Origin of the sequence: Jidongwangia harbinensis, from assembly GCF_020216025.1 — a bacterium.
In the GTDB taxonomy this organism is placed as follows: Bacteria; Actinomycetota; Actinomycetes; order Mycobacteriales; family Micromonosporaceae; genus Actinoplanes; species Actinoplanes harbinensis.
This window is the reverse complement of the sequence record NZ_JAIWNC010000001.1, coordinates 465453-487293: the sequence shown is the minus strand read 5'-3', so window position 1 is coordinate 487293 and position 21841 is coordinate 465453. Positions and strand designations below refer to the sequence as shown.

Here is a 21841-nt window from a genome sequence, read left to right as displayed (position 1 = left end):
GGTCCGTCCCCGTCAGGCGCGGGATTCGGCCGAGCGCCGCACGGCTTCCATCGCCAGCGAGGTGTACGGCTGACCGAGGTAGGCGGTGAGCAGGATCATCAGTTCGGTGAGGGCCTCGTCGTCCAGACCGGTGCGGCGGGCCAGCGCGAGGTACGTGGACAGGCGCCCGTCGGTCACGTTCTGGGCGACGAGCGCGGTGATGACGGCGATGCCGCGGTCGCGGTCGGTCAGGTTCCGGCCGTGCCAGCCGGGTCCGCCGGCGGCTTCGAGCGCTTCCCGGGTGTACGCCGCGCCGGCGTGGTCGCGCATGATGCGTTCGGCCTCGGCGGGCGCCACTCCGAAATTGCGGGCGTAGACCTCACGTCCGGCGGCGGCGCGGGCGCTCATCTCGGAGGGGTGGGTGGAGGTCATGTCGGGTGCCCGGACGACGGGGGCGTGACCGGGCCGTCCACCGGTGCCGGCAGCAGCGGGAGTCCTCGGTATGCGTCGAGGTCGTGGGCGGGGACGATGTGCATCAGCCCTTCGACGGCGATCACCCGGAGCAGGCCCTGCCGGAGCTGTTCGGGATCGCTGTCGGCGAGTTTGCTCAGCAGCCAGGGTCGTTCGACGCGGCGGCGGATGCCGTCGATCTGCCAGGTGAGGTCGCCGATGAAGGCGTATCTCCGGCCGGTGGGCAGGGTGACGAAGACGACGACCGAGCCGGTGGTGTGGCCACCGGCGAGGGCGACGACCACCGAGCCGTCGCCGTACACGTCGTAGCTCGACGGGAAGCCCAGGTAGGGCCCGTGGTCGAACCCGTACTCGTGGATCTCGTGACCCTCCGACACGCTGCGGTAGACCTTGCCGTCCGGGTCGCCGGCCGCATACCGGCGTTCGTGGGCGTTGATCCAGACGGGCGTGCCGTGCAGCCCGTCGAGCCCGCTGACGTGATCCCAGTGCGAGTGGGTCGGTAGCACACCCAGCAGCCGGCGCCGGTCGTAGCCGATGGCGTCCAGCTGCTCGCTGACGGTCAGGCCCGCTTCGAAGGGAGCGCGCACGAACCGGGGCAGCATCGCGATGTGCGCGGCGACGCCGGTGCCGAAGCCCGCGTCGATCAGCAGATCACCCTGCGGATGCCGGACCAGCACCGCCGACGAGGCGAAGTGCCGGACGTCGCGGAACGACCCGCCCTTGAAGGCGAACGCCGCGCGAGTCAGGTAGGTGCCGGTCGGCAGGTGGTGGATGGCCATCTCGGCCGGCGGAGAAGCCTCCGGCAGCGGGATCGGCCACGGGGTGGGTTCGGCGAGGGGCGGCATATCCAAGATCGTACGAGCCAAGAAGTTCTCAGTCAAGACGTTCTTGACTCAGACGACCTGCGGGTGCGGCGCGGGGGGAGCGCGGGTCGGGCGCCGGCCTTCCACAGTGGAGCGGATCACTGGTGGATTGGCGACAGAACCAACCGATCGACCGATCGGCATGTTTCGCTCCCGGAGTCATCTCACGGGGAGGTCGTCGTTCATGTCGTTCGCGCAGAGGTTCACGCGGGCCCGCTGGATAGCGGGTTTCACCGCGGTACTACTCGTCGGGACTCTGGCGCCGCCGGCCGATGTGCCGGCCCGGGCCGCGCCCGGTGACGTTCCGGCGGTCACCGCCGGGGCGGGTCCGCAGCAGCGGGGTCTCCCGTCCGGAGCCGCCAGGAACGTCGCGGTCGCCGAGAATCAGCGTCCGCCGGTCGTACCGCCGCCGGTGGAGGCCGGCGGCGAGGCCGAGCGGGTGGGCAGGACCGCGGTGGCCCGGGCGGCGGCCGCGGCGCCGGGCGAGACGTTCGTGGATGTCTTGCTGCGTCCCGGATTCGTGGTCGGCGACACCTCGCTGGTGACCTACTTCAACGTGCGGGATCAGGACTTCGACTCCTGGCGGGTGGACCTCTACGACGCCGCGTCGCAGACCAGGCAGGAATCGGTCGTGCTGGGCCGGGACAAGCTCGGCAACGACGGCTGCGGATCGCTGCGCACCTACTGCAAGTCGCTCGGCGCGGCCGAAGGGTGGCGGCTGGACGCGGCGAAGCGCTACTTCGTCACCATCACCGGGCTCTATCCGGACGGCGAGGTGCCGTCGGCGAACTCGGAGGAGGCGCAGCCGCGGACGACGATCGACCCGCCGGCCATCCCGGACCGGCAGGCGGCCGGTTGCGGTTGTTCCGCCGCGCTGGGCATGACCGACGCCGGCCAGGCGGTCCGGGCGACCGGCGTGAACACCGGCACCGGCGCCTTCACGCTCAGCGTGAGCGACCTCGCGATGACCTCGTTCGCCGTCCCGTTCTCCTCGGGCCGGGCGTACTCGTCGCTGAACACCGGTCCGTCGGCATTCGGTCCGGGCTGGGCCTGGGTCTACGACCTGAAGGTCACCGCCACCGCGGACGGTGCTCTGGTGCGGGCCGAGGACGGCTCGGACACGCAGTTCCGGGCCGACGGCGACGGCTATGCACGGCCGCCGGGTGTGCGGTCCACGCTGCGCAAGACCGGCGCCGGCTGGGAATTGGTGACCCGCGACAACCTCGTGTACGCCTTCGACGCCCAGGGCCGCCTCACCTCCATCGTGAACCCGCGCCAGGTGGGGTTGCGGTTCGCGCACACCGACACCGGCATCACGGTGACCGACGCGTCCGGGCGCACGGCGGTGGCCAAGCTGGCGGCCGGCCTGATCGAGTCGATCTCGCTGCCGGACGGCCGCAGGACGCAGTACTCCTACACCGGCGGTCTGCTGACCAAGGTGCGTGACGCGGCCGGGGAGGAGTGGCAGTACCGGTACAACGCGGCCCGCCTGCTCACCCAGGTGATCGACCCGCGCAAGGTCGTGACGCTGACCAACGAGTACGCCACGGACAACCGGATGGTGCGTCAGCGGGACGCGCTGGGCGCGGCCACGACGTTCGAGTGGAACGCGGCCGAGCAGGAGTCGAAGACCACCGACGCGGACAACGTCGTGGTCTGGGACGGCTACCGGGGCAACGTCCTGCTCTACTCGCAGCGCGGCAACGGCGACACCAACAACCACCGGTACGACGGCACGCTCAACCGTGATCTGGTGGTCAACGGCAACCAGAACCAGCACGAGTCCCGGTACGACCCGGCGGGCAACCTGATCGAGCAGTTCGCCCCCGGCCGCCGGTTCAGCGAGAAGACGCAGTACGACGCGCGCAACAACCCGACCACCCACGTGGACGCCGACGGGCAGACGTGGAAGGACGAGTACAACGAGTTCGACGAACTGGTCAAGAGCACCGACCCGGAGGGGCACTCGGTCAGCTACACCTACGACACCCGGGGCGCCCCGCTGACCGTCACCGACCAGCGGGGCAAGACGGCCCGGTACGAGAACATCCCGGACGGCGCGCCGAACGCCGGCCTGACCAGGAGCACCGTCTCGCCGGAGGGACGCCGGGTCGCCTACGGATACGACAAGGTCGGCCGGCAGACCGCCGTCACCGATCCGCGGGGCACGGTGGCCGGGGCCAGGCCGGAAACTTACACCACCCGGACCGTCTACGACGAGCTGGACCGGGTGGTGGCCGTCCACGCCCCGGGCAAGAGCAGGCCGGACACCAGCGAGTACGACGCGGCCGGCCGACTGCGGAAGACGACGAGCGCCGGCGGGGTCTCCGTCTCGTACACGTACTTCGACAACGGTCTGCCCAAGGCCACCTACGAGGCGCGCAAGACCCTGCTCTACACCTACACGGCGGCCGGGCGGCGAGCCACCGCCGCGGTCGACATGAAGCACGAGGCCGACCTGGTCACCAGCTGGGCGTACAACGTCAAGGGTCTGGTCGAGTCGGTCACCTCGCCGCGCGGCAACGTGCCCGGGGCGACCAAGGCCGACTTCACCACGTCCTATGTGTACGACCACAACGACAACCTGATCCAGATGCGCCGGCCGTACCCGGGCGGCAAGGTGGTCACCAGGGACTACAAGGTCGACGACCTCGACCGCAGCGTCGAGACGGTGGACGAGTTCGGCAAGTCGTCCACCTCCGGGCGGGCCAACAGCGGCCTGGTCACCCAGACCAAGGACAGCCTGGGCCGGACGGCGGCGATGTCCTACGACAAGGCCGGGCGGCAGACCGGCATCACCGACTCGGGCGGGGCGCAGACCAGGACCGAGTACGACGAGGCCGGCAACCGGATCAAGCAGATCTCCGCGACCGGCGGGATCACCACGTACACCTATACCGACGACGGCCTGATGTCCTCGGTGACCGAGCCGCGCGGCAACGTCGCGGGCGCGGACAAGGAACGGTTCACCACCCACTTCGCGTACGACCTGGCCGGCAACCCGACCAGGACCGTCGACGCGCTCGACCACGTCAGCACGACGGCGTACGACGCGCTGAACCGGGCGGTGTCCAGCACCGACGCCAACGGCCACGTCACCCGCTACACCTACAACGCCGACGACCAGCCGCGGACCGTCACCGCGCCGAACGCCGAGTACGACGCCGACGACCCGGAGGAGGAGTCGACCGTCTACTCCTACGGCGAGGACGGCTCGCTCGCCTCGGTCACCGACCCGCGGGGCAACCGGACGACGGTGTACTACGACGAGGCCGGCCGGGTGATCCGCAGCACCGACCCGATCGAGCGCAGCACGTACGCCAAGTACGACGCGGACGGCAACCGGATCCAGACCCTCACCCTCGACGAGGACGAGGAACTGGACGACCTCCACCAGAAGGAACTGGCCAAGCGGACCACCGTCGACGAGTACGACATCGTCAACCGCCTGGCCAAGCGCACCCTCGGCACCGGCGGACCGGTCTACGCCTTCGGGTACGACGCCAAGGACCGGGTCACCTCGTACGGCGACCCGCTCGGCGTGCGCGAGGTGGTCTACGACGACGAGGACCAGATCAGGTCGGTCACCCGCAAGGAGGCCGGCCGCCCGGACGAGACCTTCGGATACGACTACGACGCGAGGGGCAATGTCACCGACCGCCGGTACCCGGACGGTACCGCGGTTTCCTACGGCTACGACGCGGCGAGCCGGATCACCTCGCTGACCGCCCAGGGTGCCACCTGGAACTTCGGCTACGACGTGGCCGGCCGGCGGACCACCACCACGCTGCCGGAGCCGACCGGCCTGTCGGAGAAGCGCGTCTACGACGACGCCGGCCGGCTCACCTCGATCGGCACCGAACGCACCGGCGCGGCCGTGCCGGGCGTGCAGGACCCGGTCTCCCGGTACGACCTGACACTGGACCCGGTGGGCAACCCGAGCCGGGTGGTGACCACCCGCGGTGGCGTCGCCGAATCGGTCGCCTACGGCTACGACGAGGCGGATCAGCTCACCTCGGCCTGCTACGGCGTGGCCTCCTGCACCGACAGGACGGTCAAGCCGGTCGGCCGGATCGACTACCGGTACGACCTGTCCGGCAACCGGACCAAGCAGACCCGGACCGGCACCGTCGGCAACGACGTCACCGAGTACGAGTACGACGACGCCAACCAGTTGACCGAGGAGGAGATCGAGGGACCCGGTTACGAGCGGGAGATCGAGTACGCATACGACGCCCGGGGCAACCAGATCAAGGCCGGCGGCGACAGGTTCGAGTACCACCTGGACAACACGCTGGCCAAGGCCACGCTGTCGGCCGGTCAGTCCACCACGTTCAACTACGACGCCGCCGGGTTGCGGATCGCCTCGACCTCGGCCTTCCACCAGCAGACGCAGAGCCAGCGCTGGTCGTGGGACGTGGCCGGCACGCTGCCGCAGATCGCCCTCGACACCGTCGCGCAGGGCGGCTCGGTGGTCGAGAAGCGCGGCTTCACCTACGGGCCGGACGACGAACCGCTGGCGCTGCTGGACCCGGCGAGCGGGGTGCACCCGTACACCCACGACTGGCTGGGTGGCACGGCGAACATGCTGTCGCCGACCGGAACCCTGGAGGAGGGCTACGACTACGACCCGTTCGGCAAGCCGCGGGTCGGGCCCACCCTGGCCGGGCAGACCCTGCCCGAACAGAGCGTGGAGAACCCGCTGCAGTTCACCGGGGCGTACCAGGACTCCACGTCCGGCGAGGGCAACTACTTCCTGCGGGCCCGCAACTACGACCCGGGCACCGGCCGGTTCGCCAGCCGGGACCCGATGCCCACCGGGGCGGGCGCCACGTCGGCCTACACGTACGCCTCGAACAACCCGGTGGCGTACAGCGACCCGACCGGCATGGTCCCGGACGCCGGGCCCACCACCACCGGGACGACCCCCGCGGCCGTGCAGGGCCCGTCCCCGGAGGATCTGGCCAAGGCCAACCAGCTGCAGTCCAAGAGCACGCTGGACGTGATCCTGGAGGCCGGCGGCCAGATCCTGATGGAGTTCCTCGGGATCAACGACATCCTCAACTGCCTGAAGGGCGACCTGGTCGCCTGCGTCTCGCTGGTCGTCGGCGCCCTGCCCTGGGGCAAAATCTTCAAAGCCAAGAAGATCGCCGAGGCCATCTTCAAGGCCGGCAAGGCCGTGGTCACCTTCTTCCAGGAGCTGAAGTGGGCGCGGGCCATCATCCAGGGCGCCGAGGACGCGGCCAAGGCGGCGAAACAGGCGGCCGCCGCGGCGGCGAAGGCCGCGGCCGACAAAGCCGCGGCCGCGAAGGCCGCCGCCGAACAGGCGGCCAAGAAGGCGGCCGCGGAGGCGGCGGCCAAGGCCAAAGCCCTGGCGGCCAAGGCCAAGGCGAAAACCAAGAAGGACGCGGGGGACGGCGCGGCCTGCCCGATTCCGCACAGCTTCGTCGCCGGTACGACCGTGCTGATGGCGGACGGGACCAGCAAGCCGGTCGAGGAGGTCGAACCGGGGGACACCGTCCAGGCCACCGACCCGGAGACCGGTGAGTCCGGCGACCGGCAGGTCACCCACACCATCCGCACCGACGACGACAAGCAGTTCGTCGACCTGACCGTGACCGGCTCGGCCGACTCCGACGGCGAAGACCACACCGTCACCACCACCGAGACGCACCCGTTCTGGTCGGAGACCCGCAAGAAGTGGGTGGACGCGGGCGACCTCCGCGACGGTGAACTGCTGCGCACCTCGGCGGGCACCTACGTCCAGCTCTCCGCGGTCCGCTCGTACCCGCACCGGGAACGCACCTACGACCTCACCGTCGACGACCTGCACACGTACTATGTCGGCGCCGGCGACCAATCGCTGCTGGTGCACAACTGCGGTGGCAAGGGCACCACGAACGGCAGGCAGCACTCGACCAAGTGCGACTGCGCGAACGGCGCCCCGGAGCGGGTCCCGAACAACCCGTGGGGCGGGCGCGGCAAGCCGGCGACCCAGGCCCAGCACGACGACCTGCGGGACGAACTGATGGACGCCAACCCGGGGTGGAAGCACGTCGCCGGTGGCCGGGACCGCAACACCGGTGACATCCTCCCCGAGGTGGTGGAACCCAACGGGCGCCGAGCCGACCTGAAGTTCGAGATGGAGGACGGGTCGCCGGTCTTCGTGCAGACCGTGACCACGTACAAGAACGGTGCCATGATCATGGAGGAGTTCGAGGCCGCGCACGACCTCAGTAAGCTCGGACTGGTGATCACCGTGCCGAAGGTGGGCTGAGCACCCGCGGCGACGAAGGGAGTGAGCAGGTGGCAGGCGAGCGAACCAAGCAGATACAGCTCCTGCTCACTCCCGTCGACGAACAACGCATCGCCGGCCGCATCCGCGCCGACTTCCCGGAAGCCGTCTTCCTCGATCAGCGCGGCTGGGTCGATCCGGACCAGCCGCCGGTGCGACAGTCGATCGTGGAGTGCAGCTCCACGGCCGCAATCTGGGACCGGTCGATCTGGCCGGTGCTGACCGGCGCCCGGTACCCGAACGGAACCGTCGACGGGCCGACCATCGGGCCGGTCGTGCAGTGGCTGCGCAGCCTGGAACGGACGCCGGGGGTGCTGTCGCCCGGCCGATGGGCGGCGTCGTTCTCCGACCGGACACCGCCGGCGATGCGGACGTTCGTGAACCGGCTCTGGCGGATCGCCGGCCAGGAGACGTCGAACGACATGACGTGGGCCGACCAGGGTGGCGCCCAGGTGAAGACCTACCACGTGGGCCACGACGCGCTGCGGGCCTGCCGCGAGGGCTCACTCCGGCTGGTCGGGACCCCGCTGCTCGTCCCCCGATAGCGCGTCGGCGGGGCCGTAGGTTCGGGGTGGCACCGCACACGCAAGCGCCGGCACCTCGGCCGCCGCGAAGCCCGCGGCGCTGAGCGCCGAGACCTACCTGCCTCCGGGCGGCGACCAGCTCTTCTCCACCTGGTTCTGGGAACGACCCAGCTGTGCGCGACGAACTACGACGGCCGCACCGGCCGTCTGAAGGTCCAGTCCAGCAGTCCCGCGGCCGGCCCGGAGTACATCGACGTGCCCGCCGGCAGCACCTCCTGCATCGCGCGCTGGTGGTGGGGCGTCCCGGTCTGGGCGGTCAACGAGGGCGTCACCGACCTCTACGTCACCGCTTCCTGACCACCGAGCGGCGCCCCGGCGGGCCACACCTCCCGGGGCGCCGCGTCCCGCGTCGTTGGACACGAATGGACACCGAGGCCTACTGACTTCCGGCGACGACCTCGCCGGCCGTACTCGGCCGGTAGGGACCGGGGACGGCCGGCTCACCGCGGCGGCGAGCCCGGGTGCCGAGGTCGCGTAGGCCGGCGCGGCCCGCCTGGGAGCCGGCTCCTCGGGCATCGACCGCAGATCCGTGCACCTCACCTCGGCCGCCGCGCGGGTGGAATGATCGCCCGATGCCTTTCGTCGTCGACGTCTGCGTCGTCTTCCGCGCCCGTCAAGGCTTGCCGTCGCCGGTCAGGGCCGCTGCTGGGCAGCAACGGCTGGGTCCCGGCGAGGCCGTCGAGGTGGCCCTGCGCGCGGGTGTCGGTTTCGCGGACGCTGATCTCACCGAGCGCGGATGGTTCGTCGACACGGACGCGGTATCGGCGCGGCTGGCGGTGTGGGCGGGCCTGCTCGGGGACGGGCCGTGGACCGAACGGTTCCCGTTCCGCCCGACTTTCGAGCTGGTCGCCCGCCACCTGTACGGCGAACTCGTACCCGAGATCCCCGGCCTGGCCTTCGTGGAGTTCGAGGACCGGACGTACGGCAGCCGCACGCGCTACCTGCCGGGCCCTGATCCGGGGTCGGCATTCGGGCTCGCGGCGTCCGGACGTTCGTAGCGGCACACTCTGGTGGCGAATTCCGGTGGAGCGGGGCGGGCCTGGTCGGCGAGGATCGGGGGCGTGACCGTTGCCTCCCGCCAGATCCGCGCCCGCTACACCGCCGGGACCGTCACCGTCTACCAGGCGTACTCGCCGCACATCGCGGCGTCCGCGGTCGCCGCGGGCCGGTTCGTGACGCCGTTCAAACGTGACCGGATGACGTGGATCAAGCCGTCGTTCCTGTGGATGATGTACCGCTGCGGTTGGGCCACCAAGCCGGGACAGGAACGGGTGCTGGCGGTGGACATCACCCGGGACGGTTTCGAGTGGGCGCTCGAACGAGCCTGCCTGAGCCACTACGACCGGGAGACCTACCCGGATCGCGCCGCCTGGTCGCGGCGGCTGAAGACCAGCGCGGTGCGGGTGCAGTGGGATCCGGAGCGGTCCCTCCGGCTGGCCGCCCTGCCGTACCGGTCGCTGCAACTCGGCCTCGGCGGCGAGGCCGTCCACCGGTACGTCGACGAGTGGACCGTGGCGATCAGGGACATCACGTCCACCGTGGCCCGCATCCGCGCCCTCGTACGGGACGGCGAGCTCGACGCGGCGGCCGGCCACCTGCCCGCTGAACACCCGTACCCGTTGCCGGATCGCCTCCGCGCCCACCTCGGGTGAGGCCGGAATCCCGCCGGACCGGCGGGGCCGACGCCCGCAACGCCATGCCGGCAGGAACGGTCGGCGAACGTCCGACCGCCAGGGCCGGTCTAGGGCAGAGACGGTGCGGGCCGGTGTTCGGTGTCGCGCAGGCGGGCGGCGTCCTGGCTCGGCGGCGCCCCGAACTGTCGGCGGTACTCGCGGCTGAACTGTGACGGGCTGTCGTACCCGACGCGCTGGCTGACCCCGGTGACGTCGTTCGGATGGGCGGCCAGCAACAACCGGGCCTGCTGGAGCCTGATCTGTTTCTGGAACTGGATCGGGCTCATCGCGGTGACCGCGTGGAAGTTGCGATAGAACGCGGACACGCTGCTGCCGGACAGCCGCGCCACCTCCTGCACCTGGAACGATTCCTGGTAGTTGTCGCGGATCCACCGGACCGCGCGGGCGATGTGGGTCAGGCTGCTGTCGGCCAGGCCGAGCTGGCGCACGGCGGCCCCCTGCGGCCCGGTGACGACTCGCCAGAGGATCTCCTGTCTGATCAGAGGCGCAAGGACCGGGATGTCGCGCGGCCGTTCGAGCAGGCGGAGCATCCGTACGGCGGCGTCCACGAGTTCGGCCGGGGCGTCACTGACGGCCAGTGCCGACGGTACGCCGCCGCCGGGCCGCAACCCGCTGCCCGGCGGCGCGTCGAGCAGCAACTGCGCGATCGCCGTGGGTTCCAGCGTCAGTCCGAACCCGAGCGCCGGACACTCGGGGCGGGCCTCGGTGTAGTGGCCGGTGACCGGCAGGTCGACCGAGGCGATCAGGTACTGCCCGGCTCGGTACTCGTACACTCGATCGCCCATCGCGAGCGTCTTCGCGCCCTGCGCGATGAGTGCCAGCACCGTTCCGGACATCGACGCCGAGGACTGGTTCGCCCGCTCGGCCTTCCCGATCAGCACGCCGTCGATCGCGGTGGCCCAGTCGGGTCGAGCGTGGCGGGCCAGCAGGTGACGCAGTTCGGCGAGCGACATGCCCCTATTGAAGCACTGCCGTGTCTCGGCGATAAGAGGATCGTGCAAGCATACGCGAGCATGGTTCTACCGAACAGCGTCCCTGAGCTGGTCTGATTGATGCATCACCGGAGCGCCAGTCGCTCCAACACATGCAGAGACAGGCGGAATCATGCGAATCGCGATCGTCATCGGCGCAAGCTCCGGCATCGGGCAGAGTGCCGCCGTCCAGCTGGCCAAGCGGGGAACGGACGTCATCCTGACCTACAGCGGCAACCAGGCGGGCGCGCGGGACACCGTGGCCGCCGTCGAGAAGGTGGGCGGCACCGCCGTCGCGCTTCGGCTGGACGTCGGCCACAGCGAGACCTTTCCGGCCTTTCGCGAACAGGTCGTGGCTGCGCTGCGCGACAACTGGCAACGGGACACGTTCGACTGTCTGGTCAACAACGCCGGGTTCGGCGGGATGGCCCCGTTCGCGGACACCACCGAGGAACTGTTCGACAAGTTCATGCGGGTTCTGCTGAAAGGGCCGTACTTCCTGACCCAGACGCTGCTGCCGCTGCTGGCCGACGGCGGTGCCATCGTCAACGTCAGCAGCAGCTCGGCGTTGCCGGCCGGACCCGTGGACGCCGGCTTCTCCGCCTACGCCACCATGAAGGGCGGTCTCAATGTCATGACCCGCTACCTTGCCACGGAATTCGCCCCGCGCGGCATCCGGGTCAACGCCGTCTCGCCCGGCCCCACCCGAACCCGGCTCGCCGACGCCTCCGGCGTCGTGGGCTTCGAGGCGTACCCCGAGGCGATTCCGGCGCTGGCCGCGGAGACCGCCCTCGGCCGCATCGGCGAACCCGACGACATCGGTATGGTGATCGCGGCCCTGGCCGGCGAGGAGAGCCGGTGGATCACCGCGCAGAACATCGAAGTCTCCGGTGGATTCAAACTCTGACCCGCGCCACCGCCGAGCCGCGGCACGCCAACTGCCGGCAGTTCTACGGCGACCGTCGACGACTGAGGCCGTGGTGACGGAAGGTCGCGCCCGGACGGCTTCGACTTCGAGGGCGTCATCCGGCGCTGCGTGGGGGAGTGGGCGCGGTCCCGGGGCCGGGATCAGAAGGCGTACGGCCCGAACCGGCCCCATGCCACGATCGCGGCCAGAATCAGCAGCACGCCGCTCGGTCCCAGTGCCGGGAATTCGCGGCGCCGGACGTGCATCAGCACGGCGCCGGTCATCACCAGGGCCAGCCCGGTCACCGCCGCCCACGGTTGGGCGGCGACGAGCCCGGCGATGCCCCAAAGGGCGATGTTCACGGTTCTCCATGGGGCGAGATGACTTGAACAGGGAAGTCAAGCTAGCGGGCTAAGACTTAAACATGCAAGTCATATCGGGGTGCGGTGGTTCACCTCGCCGGCCCGCCTGCAACGGCGGCGATCAGTTAAAGATGCAAGTGGCGGGTACGATCGGCGGCGTGTCCGACGAGACCCCCTGGCTGGACCAGGACGAGCAGAACACCTGGCTGACGCTGTTCTCCGTGCTGACACGTCTGCCCGGCTCGCTTGACAACCAGCTCCAGCGCGACGCCGGGATCAACCTGTTCGAGTACATGATCCTGGCCGCGCTCTCGGTGCAGCCGGAGCGCCGGATGCGGATGAGCATGCTCGCGGCCATCTCCGAGGGGTCGCTGCCCCGGCTCTCCCAGGCCGTCGGCCGGTTGGAGAAGCGCGGCTGGGTGCTCCGCTCGCCCGACCCGGAGGACGGCCGCTACACGCTCGCCACCCTGACCGACGAGGGCTTCGAGAAGGTCGCCGCGACCGCGCCCGGCCACGTCGCCGAGGTCCGCCGGCTGGTCTTCGACCCGCTGACCAAGGCGCAACCGCGGCAGCTGCACGACATCTGCGGACGCATCATGCGCGCCGTCGACCCGGCCGGCCCGTACCCGGGTGCCCGCCCCTACTAGCTCCCGCCGCGGTCGGAAATCGTGGCCCGTCCCATGGCGCGGGCCGTATGCCGGGACGGCCGCCGAGTGCCGGCCGCCGCCGCCGGTGGCGATGCCAGGCTGGGCCCGTGGAGTACGTGTCCAGAACGCCGCGACCGCCGCTGGACGGGCTGATCGACGACCTCTATTACCTGGAGGGCACGCCGCCGTACGCCCGGCTGACGCTCCCGGCAAGTCCGGCGGCGTTGCTCATCGTCAACCTCGGGCCGCCGTTCCGGATCCGCGCCGGCGCCGACATCGAGACGGCCGAGTACGCCGACGGCTGCGTGGTCACCATGTCCACCCGCGCGTGGGACTTCGGCTACCCGGCCGGGACCCGGTCCGTCGGCGTGCACTTCAAGCCGTGGGGGCTGGCGCCGTTCCTGCCGATGCCCGCGGCCGAGCTGTGTGACCGGCCGGTGACGGTGGAGCAGGTCTGGGGCCGGCCGGCCGTCGCTGAGCTGCGCGACCGGCTGGCCACGGCGGACGGACCGCGCGAGATGCTGTCGCTGCTCGAGGAGGAGCTGATGCGGCGGCTCGGCGAGACCGCCGGGCTCGGGCTGATCCGCCACACGAGCCGGGTCCTCGCGGCGACCAGGGGAGCGGCGCCGATCGGCGACCTGAGCGTGGCGGCCGGGGTCAGCAGCACCCATCTGGCGCAGCGGTTCAAGGACCTGATCGGCGTCACGCCGAAGCGGCTGGCCCGCGCCTACCGCTTCACCGCCACCGTGTTGGCGATCGACCCCGCCGTTCCGATCGACTGGAGCGAGCTCGCCGGGGGCGCAGGCTACTTCGACCAGGCCCACTTCGGCCACGAGTTCCGGGCGTTCACCGGGCTCACGCCGACCCGGTACGTCGAGGTCCGGCGGCGGTTCCTGCGCGACCATCCCGGCCACCCGCTGGAGGGCTGGCCGTTGCCGGCCGATTGATTTCCTACAAGAACGGCGGCCCACGACACGCTAATTTGAGGGCATTCCGACAAGCAGAGGAGAGCCCCCGTGGGCAAGGTGGTCATGTACAGCTCGGTTTCGGTGGACGGCTTCATCGCGGACGAGCACGACCAGCCCGGACCGCTGTTCGACTGGCTGTCCAGCGGTGACGTCCCGTTGGACGAGAGCGGCGCGTTGACGGTGTCGCAGGCGTCCTACGACTACACCCGGGCGTACTGGGACCGGATCGGGGTGACGATCGCCGGCCGCCACGTGTTCGACATGACGGACGGCTGGGACGGGAAGCCGCCGAGCGGTATCGACCACGTGGTCGTCGTGACGCACCGGCCGGCGCCCGAGGGCTGGGACCCCGAGGCGCCGTTCCACTTCGTCGACGGCGTCGAGGCGGCCGTGGCCAGGGCACAGGAGCTCGCGGGTGACCGCATGGTCGAGGTCGCCGCCGGGAACGTCGGTGGCCAGGTGCTCGCCGCGGGTCTCGTCGACGAGGTGCGCATGGATGTCGTACCCGTGGTGTTCGGGTCCGGCAAGCGCTACTTCGGATCGGTCGACGCGCAGCACCTGTTGGCGGATCCCGACGTGGTGATTCACGGCAACCGGGTGCTCCACCTGCGCTATCAGGTGCGCCGCTGACTTCGGCATCGCGCCCGCGGCACGTGCCTTCAGCTTAGGTTCCTAGGACGGTTTACGCGGTGTGCCCGGAGCGGCAGCAGGATGACGTGCAGGACTTCGGCGCGCGGCACGGCATCCGCACCCAGGCGCCGGAGACGTTCGGCGGCCCATCCTCGAAGCCTGACCGCGCGACTGCCGGTCACCCCGATCCTGGCCATTGGCTGGTCGACTGGGCCGCCACCCGCCTGCGGACGGACCGCGATCGGCACCACGGTGGGCTACCGCAGTCGGCGAGGAGATCGCTAGCCTCGGACGCGGAGACATCGACCCGAATCGTGGGGTGGGTGATGCAGCTGTCGGAAGACCCGGTGACGGTACGGGCAGCGGTTTTCCACGCGCCGCCCGACCCCGGGCAGGCGAACAGCCTTGCCGATGTCGTCGAGCAGTTGCGCCGGTTGAAGGTGTGGGCCGGCGACCCCTCCTACGAGACGATCAAGGACCGGGTCAACGCGGCCTGGACCGCGGCGGGCCGGCCGGCCGGTGAGCTGACGCGCAAATCCACCGTCGCGTACTGCTTCCGGCCCGGCCGGCGACGCCTGGACACCGACCTGGTGCTCGCGGTGGTCCAGGCGCTGCACCCCGACGCCGGATACGTGGCGGCGTGGCGTCAGGCGTTGCGGGTGGTGGGCGGGGAGATCGAGGCGGTGTCCCAGGTGCGGGTGCAGGACGGCCTGCCGCGGGATCTGGCCGGGTTCACCGGGCGGGTGGGCGAACTCGACCGGCTCTGCCACGCCGCGCGGGGTGCGGACGCGGTGGTGATCTCCGCGATCGAGGGGATGGCCGGGGTCGGCAAGACCCAGCTCGCGGTGCATGCCGGGCATCTGCTTCACCGGCGGCGGCCGTTCGAGCGGGTGCTGTTCGTCAACCTGCGGGGTTTCGATCCTGATCCCGCGCAGCCGCCGGCCGATCCGGCCGCGGTTCTGGACGGGTTCCTGCGACTGCTCGGGATGCCCGGGCAGCAGATTCCGCACACCCTGCCGGCGCGCGCCGCCGCCTACCGTGATCGCCTCGCCGGTACGCGTGTGCTGGTGGTGCTGGACAACGCCGCCACCAGCGAGCAGGTTCGTCCGTTGCTGCCGAACGTCCCGGGCTGCCTCACCCTGATCACCAGCCGGCGCGGCCTGACCGACCTGTACCCGGCGACCCGGCTGTCCGTGGACGTGTTCACCCCCGACGAGGCCGACGAGTTCCTGACCCGGGCCGTGCCCGGCGTTCCGGTCGGCGCGGATCCGCACGCCGCGGCCCGGATCGCCCGGCGCTGCGGCTACCTGCCCCTGGCGCTCGGCCTGATCGCCGGGCACATCGACGGCACACCGGGTTGGACGCTCACCGACCACGCCGACCGGCTCGACGAACGCCACCGCGACCGGCGCCTGGACACCGGCATCGAACTCGCCCTCGACCTGTCCTACCGGCACCTGCCGGCCGACCAGCGGAGGCTGCTGCGACTGCTCGCGTTGCATCCCGGACAGGACTTCGACGCCTACGCCGCCGCGGCCCTGACCGGCACCGACCCCGCCGTCGTCCAGTCACTGCTGAGCCGCCTGGGCAGTGATCACCTGCTCCAGCCGGCCGGCCCGGGCCGGTACACCTTCCACGACCTGGTCCGGGCGTACGCCGCCAACCGCGCCGCCGACGAGGAACCCCCGGCGGAACGCCGGACGGCGCTGACTCGCCTGTTCGACCACTACCTCGCCGCCTGCGACACCGCCGTGGACGTGCTGTACCCCGCCGAGGCGGGACGCCGGCCCCGGATCCCGCCGGCGGCCACCCGCAAGCCACCCCTGACCGACCCGGACGCCGCCCTGGCCTGGCTGGACACCGAACGCCTGACCCTGATAGCCGTCACCGTGCACGCCGCCGGCCACGGCTGGCCCGTCCACGCCACCAGGTTCGCCCGGACCCTGTTCCGCTACCTCAGCGGCGGCCACACCAGGGACGCCCTGACCGTGCACGGCCGCGCCCACGACGCGGCCCGCCGCAGCGGCGATCCGATCGGACAGGCGCATGCCCTGAACGACCTGGGCATGGCCCGGCAGCGCCTGGGCGAGCCGGAGCTGGCCGCCGGGCACCTGCGCCAGGCGCTGACGCTGTTCCGGCAGGCCGGCGACCTCGGGGGACAGGCCCGTACCCTGCACCACCTCGGCGCGATGGAGGACTCGTCGGGCCGTTACCGCGCGGCCGCCGACCACTGCGCGCAGGCCCTGGCCCTGTATCAGCAGGTCGGCGACCGCATCGGCGAAGCTCACGCGCTCGGCGACCTCGGCGTGTTCCACCTGCGGCTGGGCCGGCCGGGCCCGGCCGCGGAGTACTGCGGGCGAGCCCTCGGCCTGTTCCGGCGGACCGGCAGCCGGGACGGCGAGGCCAAGGCGCTGATCACCCTGGGCGAGGTCGAGCTTCGCTCCGGCCGGCACGGTCCGGCCGGCGACCGTCTACGGCAGGCACTCGCCCTGTGCCGGCAACTCGGCGACCGGCACGGCGAAGCCTGGACACTGGACGTCCTCGGTACCCTCCATCGGTTTCTCGGCCAGCACGCCCAGGCCACCGGCCATCACCGCGAAGCCCTGGCAATCTTCACCGAGAGCGCCGAACGCGGAGGCGAAGCCTGCGCGCTCAACGGCCTCGGCGAGGCGGCCCACGCCGCCGGGCGCCCGACCGAGGCTCTCGCCCACCACACCGCGGCCCGGACCATCGCCGCGGACATCGACGACCGGGTGGAGCAGGCCCGGGCCCACGCCGGTCTCGGCCACGCCCACCGCCTCCTCGGCAGGCCGGTCCACGCGCGTTCGCATCACCGGCGGGCCCGGGCCCTCTATGCGGAACTCGGCCTGCCCGAACCAGAGGACCTCCACGACCTCACCGGCGCGAGCAGGCCAGGTGATCAGCGGAGGCAGGTTTCCGGATCAGCCCCGGGCGGACGCGGACGCAGGCGACGGACTCCCGTCACGCGGTCGGCAGGGCGCCGACGCAGATGAACGAGGCCCAGTAGAACGGGTCGGGGTGCCGGGCCCTCAGCGTTCGGCGCGCGGCGTCCAATGCCTCGACCGGCGCGCGGCCCGCCGCCAGTTCCGCATAGAACGCGGTCATGAAGCGAACCGTCGTGGAGTCCGGCACCGGCCAGAGGCTGACCACGACACACCGCGCACCCGCCGCGAGCAACGCCTGTGTCATGCCGATGACGCCTTCACCCGGCTCGAACCGGCCGACGCCGGTCTGGCAGGCGGAACAGACCACCACCTCCGCCCGCAGACGCAATCGGGCCATCTCGTACACCTGGAGGAAGGCGTCGTCCGGCGTGCCCGACGCCAGCGGACTGACCACGAGTCCCGAGTACAACGAGTCCACCGGATCAATCACGGAATGGGTGGCGAAGTGCAGATACCGGGCCTTGGGCGCCAGCTCTCGCACCGCCACCTCGGTGAAGTCCGCTCCGGTGACGACGGCGGCGCCCGGGAAGAGCTTGGCGATCTCGGCGACCTCCCGGGCCGTGCCGGGCAACGGGCTGAGCCGGCGGCTCTCCGAGGCCAGCCAACTGCCGAGGTCGCCGGTGTACTCGCGGACCTCGTCGGCCGGGACCATCACCGGATCGCCGAAACCCACGAAGTCGTGTTCCGGCGCCGGTTCGGGCGGCCGGGCCGCGAGCTTGGCCAGCACCGCCAGCGACGGGCCGTAGGTGGTGGGCCAGCGATCGGCGATCAGCGCATCCGGGTCCAGCGGCGAAGGCAACAGATCCAGGGGTACGAGGTGCAACGGGCCGTCCGGGATGACGAGCAGCCGGCGGGCCGCCACAAACACCGAAGGCGGCACCCGGCCGAACAACTCGTTCCCGAGCTGCCGAGCGGCCGCCCGCCGCGCATCGAACGAGCAGCGGCGTTCGGCGCCGGGGTCGTGCAGCGACCCGACCGTGTCCGTGCAGAGCACGGCGATCCGGTCCCGCGCCGCCTGGTCGAAGCGAATCACACATTCGGCTCCGTCGGGCGCGACGATCCACAACACGATGCCGTCGGTGACGTCGAGGAACGCCAGTAGCGCGGTGCCGTGCGTCGCGGCGATCAGGGACCGGGTCCCGGCGGGGGACGGCGGGACGGCGGCAACCAGCCGCCCGGCCGGCTCGGCACGCACCGACTCGCGCAGCCGCTCGGCGCGCTCCTCGAGGCTGGGCAGTTCCTTCAACAGTGCCGCGTGTTCGCTGAGCAGCCTGGTGACCAGTTCCTGACCACCGGTCAGGTGCGCCTGCGCGGCCGCCTGCACGACAAGGTCCACCGGGGCCGTGCGGGCGGCCTTCGCCGCCGCCAGCCGGATCTCGGTCGTCCGCAGGTCGGCCGCGAGCGGTCCGGGCAGCTCGTGCCAGCTGCCGCCGGTCTCGAGCTGATCGAGCAGCGCACGAGCCCGGCACAGCTCCGCATAGTGCAGGGCCGCATCATGGTCCCCGTCGGCGCCCCGGTCCAGCAGGAGGCCCACCAGGAGGCGGTACGGCTCGTGGCGCTCGGCGAACGAGGAGATCCGTACGCGCAGACTGTCGCTGACCTCGGCACGGGCGTACTCCACGATCTCGGTGGCACGCTGCAGGTCCACGATGGCCGCGTCGACATGCCCGGCGCGCCGATGGACGCGGGCGCGGACGGTCAGGGCCATCGCCAGGCCACGGGATTCTGGTGCGCGGCGCGTCAGCACATCAATTGCGTGATCCAGCAGGGCCATCGCTTCTGGTCCCGGCGCCGCGCCGGCGTCGGCCAGCAGCGTCGCGGCCAGGTGGACCCGAAGCTCCGCGGTGGCCGACGCGTCGGGTGCGATCCGGTGTCCGAGCGTCACACCGTCCCGGAGCAGGCGGATCGCTTCGTCGACGGCATCGCGCCGCAGCAGCGCCGTCGCGAGGTTGGCCCGCGCGGTCAGCCGTTCCGCCGGGTCGCCGGCCTCGAGCAGGTCACCGGCACGTCGTAAGCGTCGCAGGGTCTCGTCCGTGAAGTCGGCGCCCGGTTCGAGGTCGAGGCTGGCCAGGTTGCCGATGGCTCGGCCGGCGATCACATCGTCGAGGCCGAGTTCCTCCGCGAGCGCGACAGCGTCACCGAAGGCGACCGAGGCCCCCCACACATCACCCCGCGCCCGGCGTACCGCGCCGAGGGAGGAGAGGCAGACCACCATCCGCGCCGACTGCCGTTCCGCGCCGGGCATGGCCGACATGGCGTCGTCGAGCAGGCGAGCGGCCCTGCCGTGCTGTCCACGCTCGAAGGCGGTGGTGGCGAGGTTCTGCAGACAGATGGACACGTCCAGCTCGGCGCCGGCGGCGCGGGCGATCCACAGCGCGCGCTCACCCAGGTCCTGGGAGCGGTCGAGGTCACCCAGCTCGCGGCAGGTCGTGGCCACGTTGTCCATCGCGATGGCCAGCTCGCGGGAGTCTTCTGCGGAACACCGCTCGTGTAGGCGCAGGAGGTGCTCGCGGAAGCTCAGCGCCACCGTGGGGAGGCCGAGCCGGGCAGCCGTCCGAGCGGCGGCCGAGAACCGGCGATCGGCCTCACCGACATCCCCGCGTGATTCGGCTGCCTCCCCGAGAGCGCTGGACAGGTCGACCACGCTGGGCCATTTCTTACCCTGTACGTAGTGGTCCAGGGCCTCGGCCAAAACGGCCTCGCCTTCCGCGGACCGGCCGCACAGCACGAGCGCCTTGCCGCGGTTGGTCAGCGCCCACAGCCGCCGGGACTCCTGTTCCGGGTAGCGGGCGAAGATCCGCCCGGCCCGGACGAACCGCGAGATGGCCTGCGAGAAGTCGTCCCGCTCCATCCGGGCGTTGCCGGACCAGAGGTACAGCATGCCCGTTGCCGGCGCGTGCGGTGCCCGCATGTCGAGCCGGCGCAGGTTGCCGTCGATCAACCGTTCGGCCTCGGCGGACGGCAGCCGGTCCAGCGTCAGCGCACACCAGCGCTCCATCGCGTCGGCGGTCTCCGGGGCCGCCGGGCTGTCGTTGACGAGCCGCTGCACCTGTCCGATCAGGGCCTCGACGTCGACCGTCTCCCGGTTATCGACCATGGGCTGCCATCGCCGTGGGGGTACGCGCACCGAGCGGCACGACAGCCGCGCAGCCGGCCAGCACGAGCGCGGGCAGCAGGACCCAGGCGCCGGGTGCCACGTCGAGCAATCGGCATACCGTGAAGGCGGCTGCACCGGCCGTGACGGCCAGCGCGATCCGTACCGAGACCGGTTGCCGGGCCCGCAGCCAGTGCGCGACCATGAGCGGGGCCGTGACGAGCGCGCCGGCCAGGAGAAGGGCCAACGGCCACCGTGCCTGACCGGGCACGGTGAGGGAGGCGCGGAACGTGTTCAGCGCGCCGAGCCCGGCCAGCAGGCCGGCCACGATGGCGGTCTGGGCGAGGGTGTGCCGGCGCTGTCGGGCCGCGAGGATGCTCTGATCGAGCGTCAGCCGGGTACGCAGCAGGCCGAGCGTGGTCTCGCTGCGCTGCCGCGTCGCCTGGGCGCGGGTCAGCGACAGCGCCGCCTGGGCCACGAGCAGGTCGGCCCGGTTACGGTCGCCGGCGGGGGACCGGCAGTCCGCGAGGGCGCCCAGGCTTCCGGTCAGCCGGATCATGTTGCGGCCCAGCTCACCCGCGACCGCGTGGGTCTCCTCCAGGTCCGCCGCGGCGCAGGTCAACTCGGACACGCGCGCGGTCGTCTCCGCCAGCGTCGCCTCCGCCGCTTCCAGCGATTCGACGCTCCAGAGTCGAACGGGCCACCCTTGGGCGGTACGGGTCACCTGCTCGTCGAGCCGGGCGCAGGCCCGGCGCAGCCCTTCCTCCTGCGCCGTCACCGTCTCGGTGAGCCGGCGGATCAGCAGCTCGTTGATCCACTGGTAGGCGGCCGGGGGTGCGGCGAGGTCTCGCTGTCCCGGCAAGCCCCAGACCGGGGCGTCGAGTGCGGCGATCGCGGGTGGCCCGCCCAGCGCCACCAGCAGGCGGGGGCCGTCACCCGGGTTGTCCCATTCCCAGAACCACGGTTTCCCGTCGGCGGCGCGGACCCCCTGCCAGCAGTCGAGCCCGATACTGCGCAGCACCCGGCGCACCTGACCGCCGGCATCCTCCCCGGCGTCGCCCACCTCGCCGCCCTCCGCGGTCACGCCCAGGAACGTCAGCGATTCGTCGAGTTCGGAATCCGCCGCAATCGTGCGCCACCGCCGGTAAAGATCCGCCCACGAGTCGGCCTCGTGTTCACCCTTCCGGGCGAACGCCGCTACAATTCCGACACCTGCCGGATGGCGAATCCCCATCGCCTGCTCGAGGTTCTCGGCGCAGCCGCCGCGGGCCGCGGCGACAACCCGTGCCGGAGCACCGGAAAGAGGACGTGCCGCCGATTCGGCGGACCATCCGGTCGGTACGTCGGTGCGCAACTCCTCCGGCATGACAACGGTTAGCGCACCCCATACCTGTGGCACGTGAGCGGCCG

Annotated in this window: 15 protein-coding genes; 9 read left to right on the top strand and 6 right to left on the bottom strand. The window is 71.4% G+C overall.

Annotated elements, in window-relative coordinates:
- Positions 1–12 precede the first annotated feature (12 nt).
- Together LDL48_RS02125 and LDL48_RS02120 are read right to left on the bottom strand one after the other, a co-directional pair.
- On the bottom strand, positions 13–411 hold the full coding sequence (locus LDL48_RS02125) for a carboxymuconolactone decarboxylase family protein (RefSeq protein WP_225253225.1): 399 nt from the start codon (positions 409–411) through the stop codon (positions 13–15).
- Positions 408–1295 carry an MBL fold metallo-hydrolase gene (locus LDL48_RS02120; RefSeq protein ID WP_225253224.1) on the bottom strand — a complete coding sequence of 296 codons (888 nt, stop codon included), beginning with the start codon at positions 1293–1295 and terminating at the stop codon, positions 408–410. Before LDL48_RS02120 ends, LDL48_RS02125 begins: the two co-directional genes overlap by 4 nt.
- Positions 1296–1497: 202 nt before the next feature.
- Here LDL48_RS02120 and LDL48_RS02115 point away from each other — a divergent pair, with 202 nt between their 5' ends.
- The 4 genes from LDL48_RS02115 to LDL48_RS02100 all read left to right on the top strand — a co-directional run bounded on the left by LDL48_RS02115 (position 1498) and on the right by LDL48_RS02100 (position 9844).
- Positions 1498–7590 (top strand): RHS repeat-associated core domain-containing protein, encoded by a 6093-nt coding sequence (locus tag LDL48_RS02115; protein WP_225253223.1) that lies wholly within the window; start codon positions 1498–1500, stop codon positions 7588–7590.
- Positions 7591–7619: 29 nt separating this feature from the next.
- Complete coding sequence (locus tag LDL48_RS02110; RefSeq protein WP_225253222.1) at positions 7620–8153, top strand: DUF8467 domain-containing protein; 534 nt, start codon at positions 7620–7622, stop codon at positions 8151–8153.
- A gap of 611 nt (positions 8154–8764) precedes the next feature.
- Positions 8765–9190, top strand: coding sequence for a hypothetical protein (locus LDL48_RS02105; protein ID WP_225253221.1), 426 nt, complete (start codon positions 8765–8767; stop codon positions 9188–9190).
- Positions 9191–9253: 63 nt separating this feature from the next.
- Positions 9254–9844, top strand: a complete 591-nt coding sequence (locus LDL48_RS02100) for a DUF4291 domain-containing protein (RefSeq protein WP_225253220.1) — start codon at positions 9254–9256, stop codon at positions 9842–9844.
- 89 nt (positions 9845–9933) lie between these two features.
- Here the strand turns inward: LDL48_RS02100 and LDL48_RS02095 are convergent, their stop codons facing one another.
- Positions 9934–10839 carry an AraC family transcriptional regulator gene (locus LDL48_RS02095; protein ID WP_225253219.1) on the bottom strand — a complete coding sequence of 302 codons (906 nt, stop codon included), beginning with the start codon at positions 10837–10839 and terminating at the stop codon, positions 9934–9936.
- 151 nt (positions 10840–10990) lie between these two features.
- On the opposite strand from LDL48_RS02095, the gene LDL48_RS02090 reads away from it, so the two are divergent.
- Positions 10991–11764: an SDR family NAD(P)-dependent oxidoreductase gene (locus tag LDL48_RS02090; protein ID WP_225253218.1), complete on the top strand. Its 774-nt coding sequence runs from the start codon at positions 10991–10993 to the stop codon at positions 11762–11764.
- A 161-nt stretch (positions 11765–11925) separates the two neighbouring features.
- Here LDL48_RS02090 and LDL48_RS02085 read toward each other — a convergent pair whose 3' ends face one another.
- Positions 11926–12126 (bottom strand): DoxX family protein, encoded by a 201-nt coding sequence (locus tag LDL48_RS02085; protein WP_225253217.1) that lies wholly within the window; start codon positions 12124–12126, stop codon positions 11926–11928.
- Positions 12127–12284: 158 nt separating this feature from the next.
- Between LDL48_RS02085 and LDL48_RS02080 the strand changes: the two genes are divergently transcribed.
- The 4 genes from LDL48_RS02080 to LDL48_RS02065 all read left to right on the top strand — a co-directional run bounded on the left by LDL48_RS02080 (position 12285) and on the right by LDL48_RS02065 (position 17385).
- A complete protein-coding gene (locus LDL48_RS02080) occupies positions 12285–12773 on the top strand; it encodes a MarR family winged helix-turn-helix transcriptional regulator (RefSeq protein ID WP_225253216.1) in 489 nt (162 codons plus the stop codon).
- 107 nt (positions 12774–12880) lie between these two features.
- Entirely contained in the window at positions 12881–13720 is an 840-nt protein-coding gene (locus tag LDL48_RS02075; protein ID WP_225253215.1) for a helix-turn-helix domain-containing protein, read from the top strand.
- Positions 13721–13789: 69 nt separating this feature from the next.
- A complete protein-coding gene (locus LDL48_RS02070) occupies positions 13790–14371 on the top strand; it encodes a dihydrofolate reductase family protein (protein WP_225253214.1) in 582 nt (193 codons plus the stop codon).
- A 326-nt stretch (positions 14372–14697) separates the two neighbouring features.
- Complete coding sequence (locus LDL48_RS02065) at positions 14698–17385, top strand: tetratricopeptide repeat protein (RefSeq protein WP_225253213.1); 2688 nt, start codon at positions 14698–14700, stop codon at positions 17383–17385.
- On the opposite strand, the gene LDL48_RS02060 is transcribed toward LDL48_RS02065, so the two are convergent.
- Together LDL48_RS02060 and LDL48_RS02055 are read right to left on the bottom strand one after the other, a co-directional pair.
- Positions 17354–20434, bottom strand: coding sequence for a CHAT domain-containing tetratricopeptide repeat protein (locus tag LDL48_RS02060; RefSeq protein ID WP_225253212.1), 3081 nt, complete (start codon positions 20432–20434; stop codon positions 17354–17356). The two genes, LDL48_RS02065 and LDL48_RS02060, sit on opposite strands and share 32 nt — an antisense overlap.
- Entirely contained in the window at positions 20424–21797 is a 1374-nt protein-coding gene (locus LDL48_RS02055) for a hypothetical protein (protein WP_225253211.1), read from the bottom strand. The genes LDL48_RS02060 and LDL48_RS02055 overlap by 11 nt, the downstream gene beginning before the upstream one ends.
- Positions 21798–21841 lie beyond the last annotated feature (44 nt).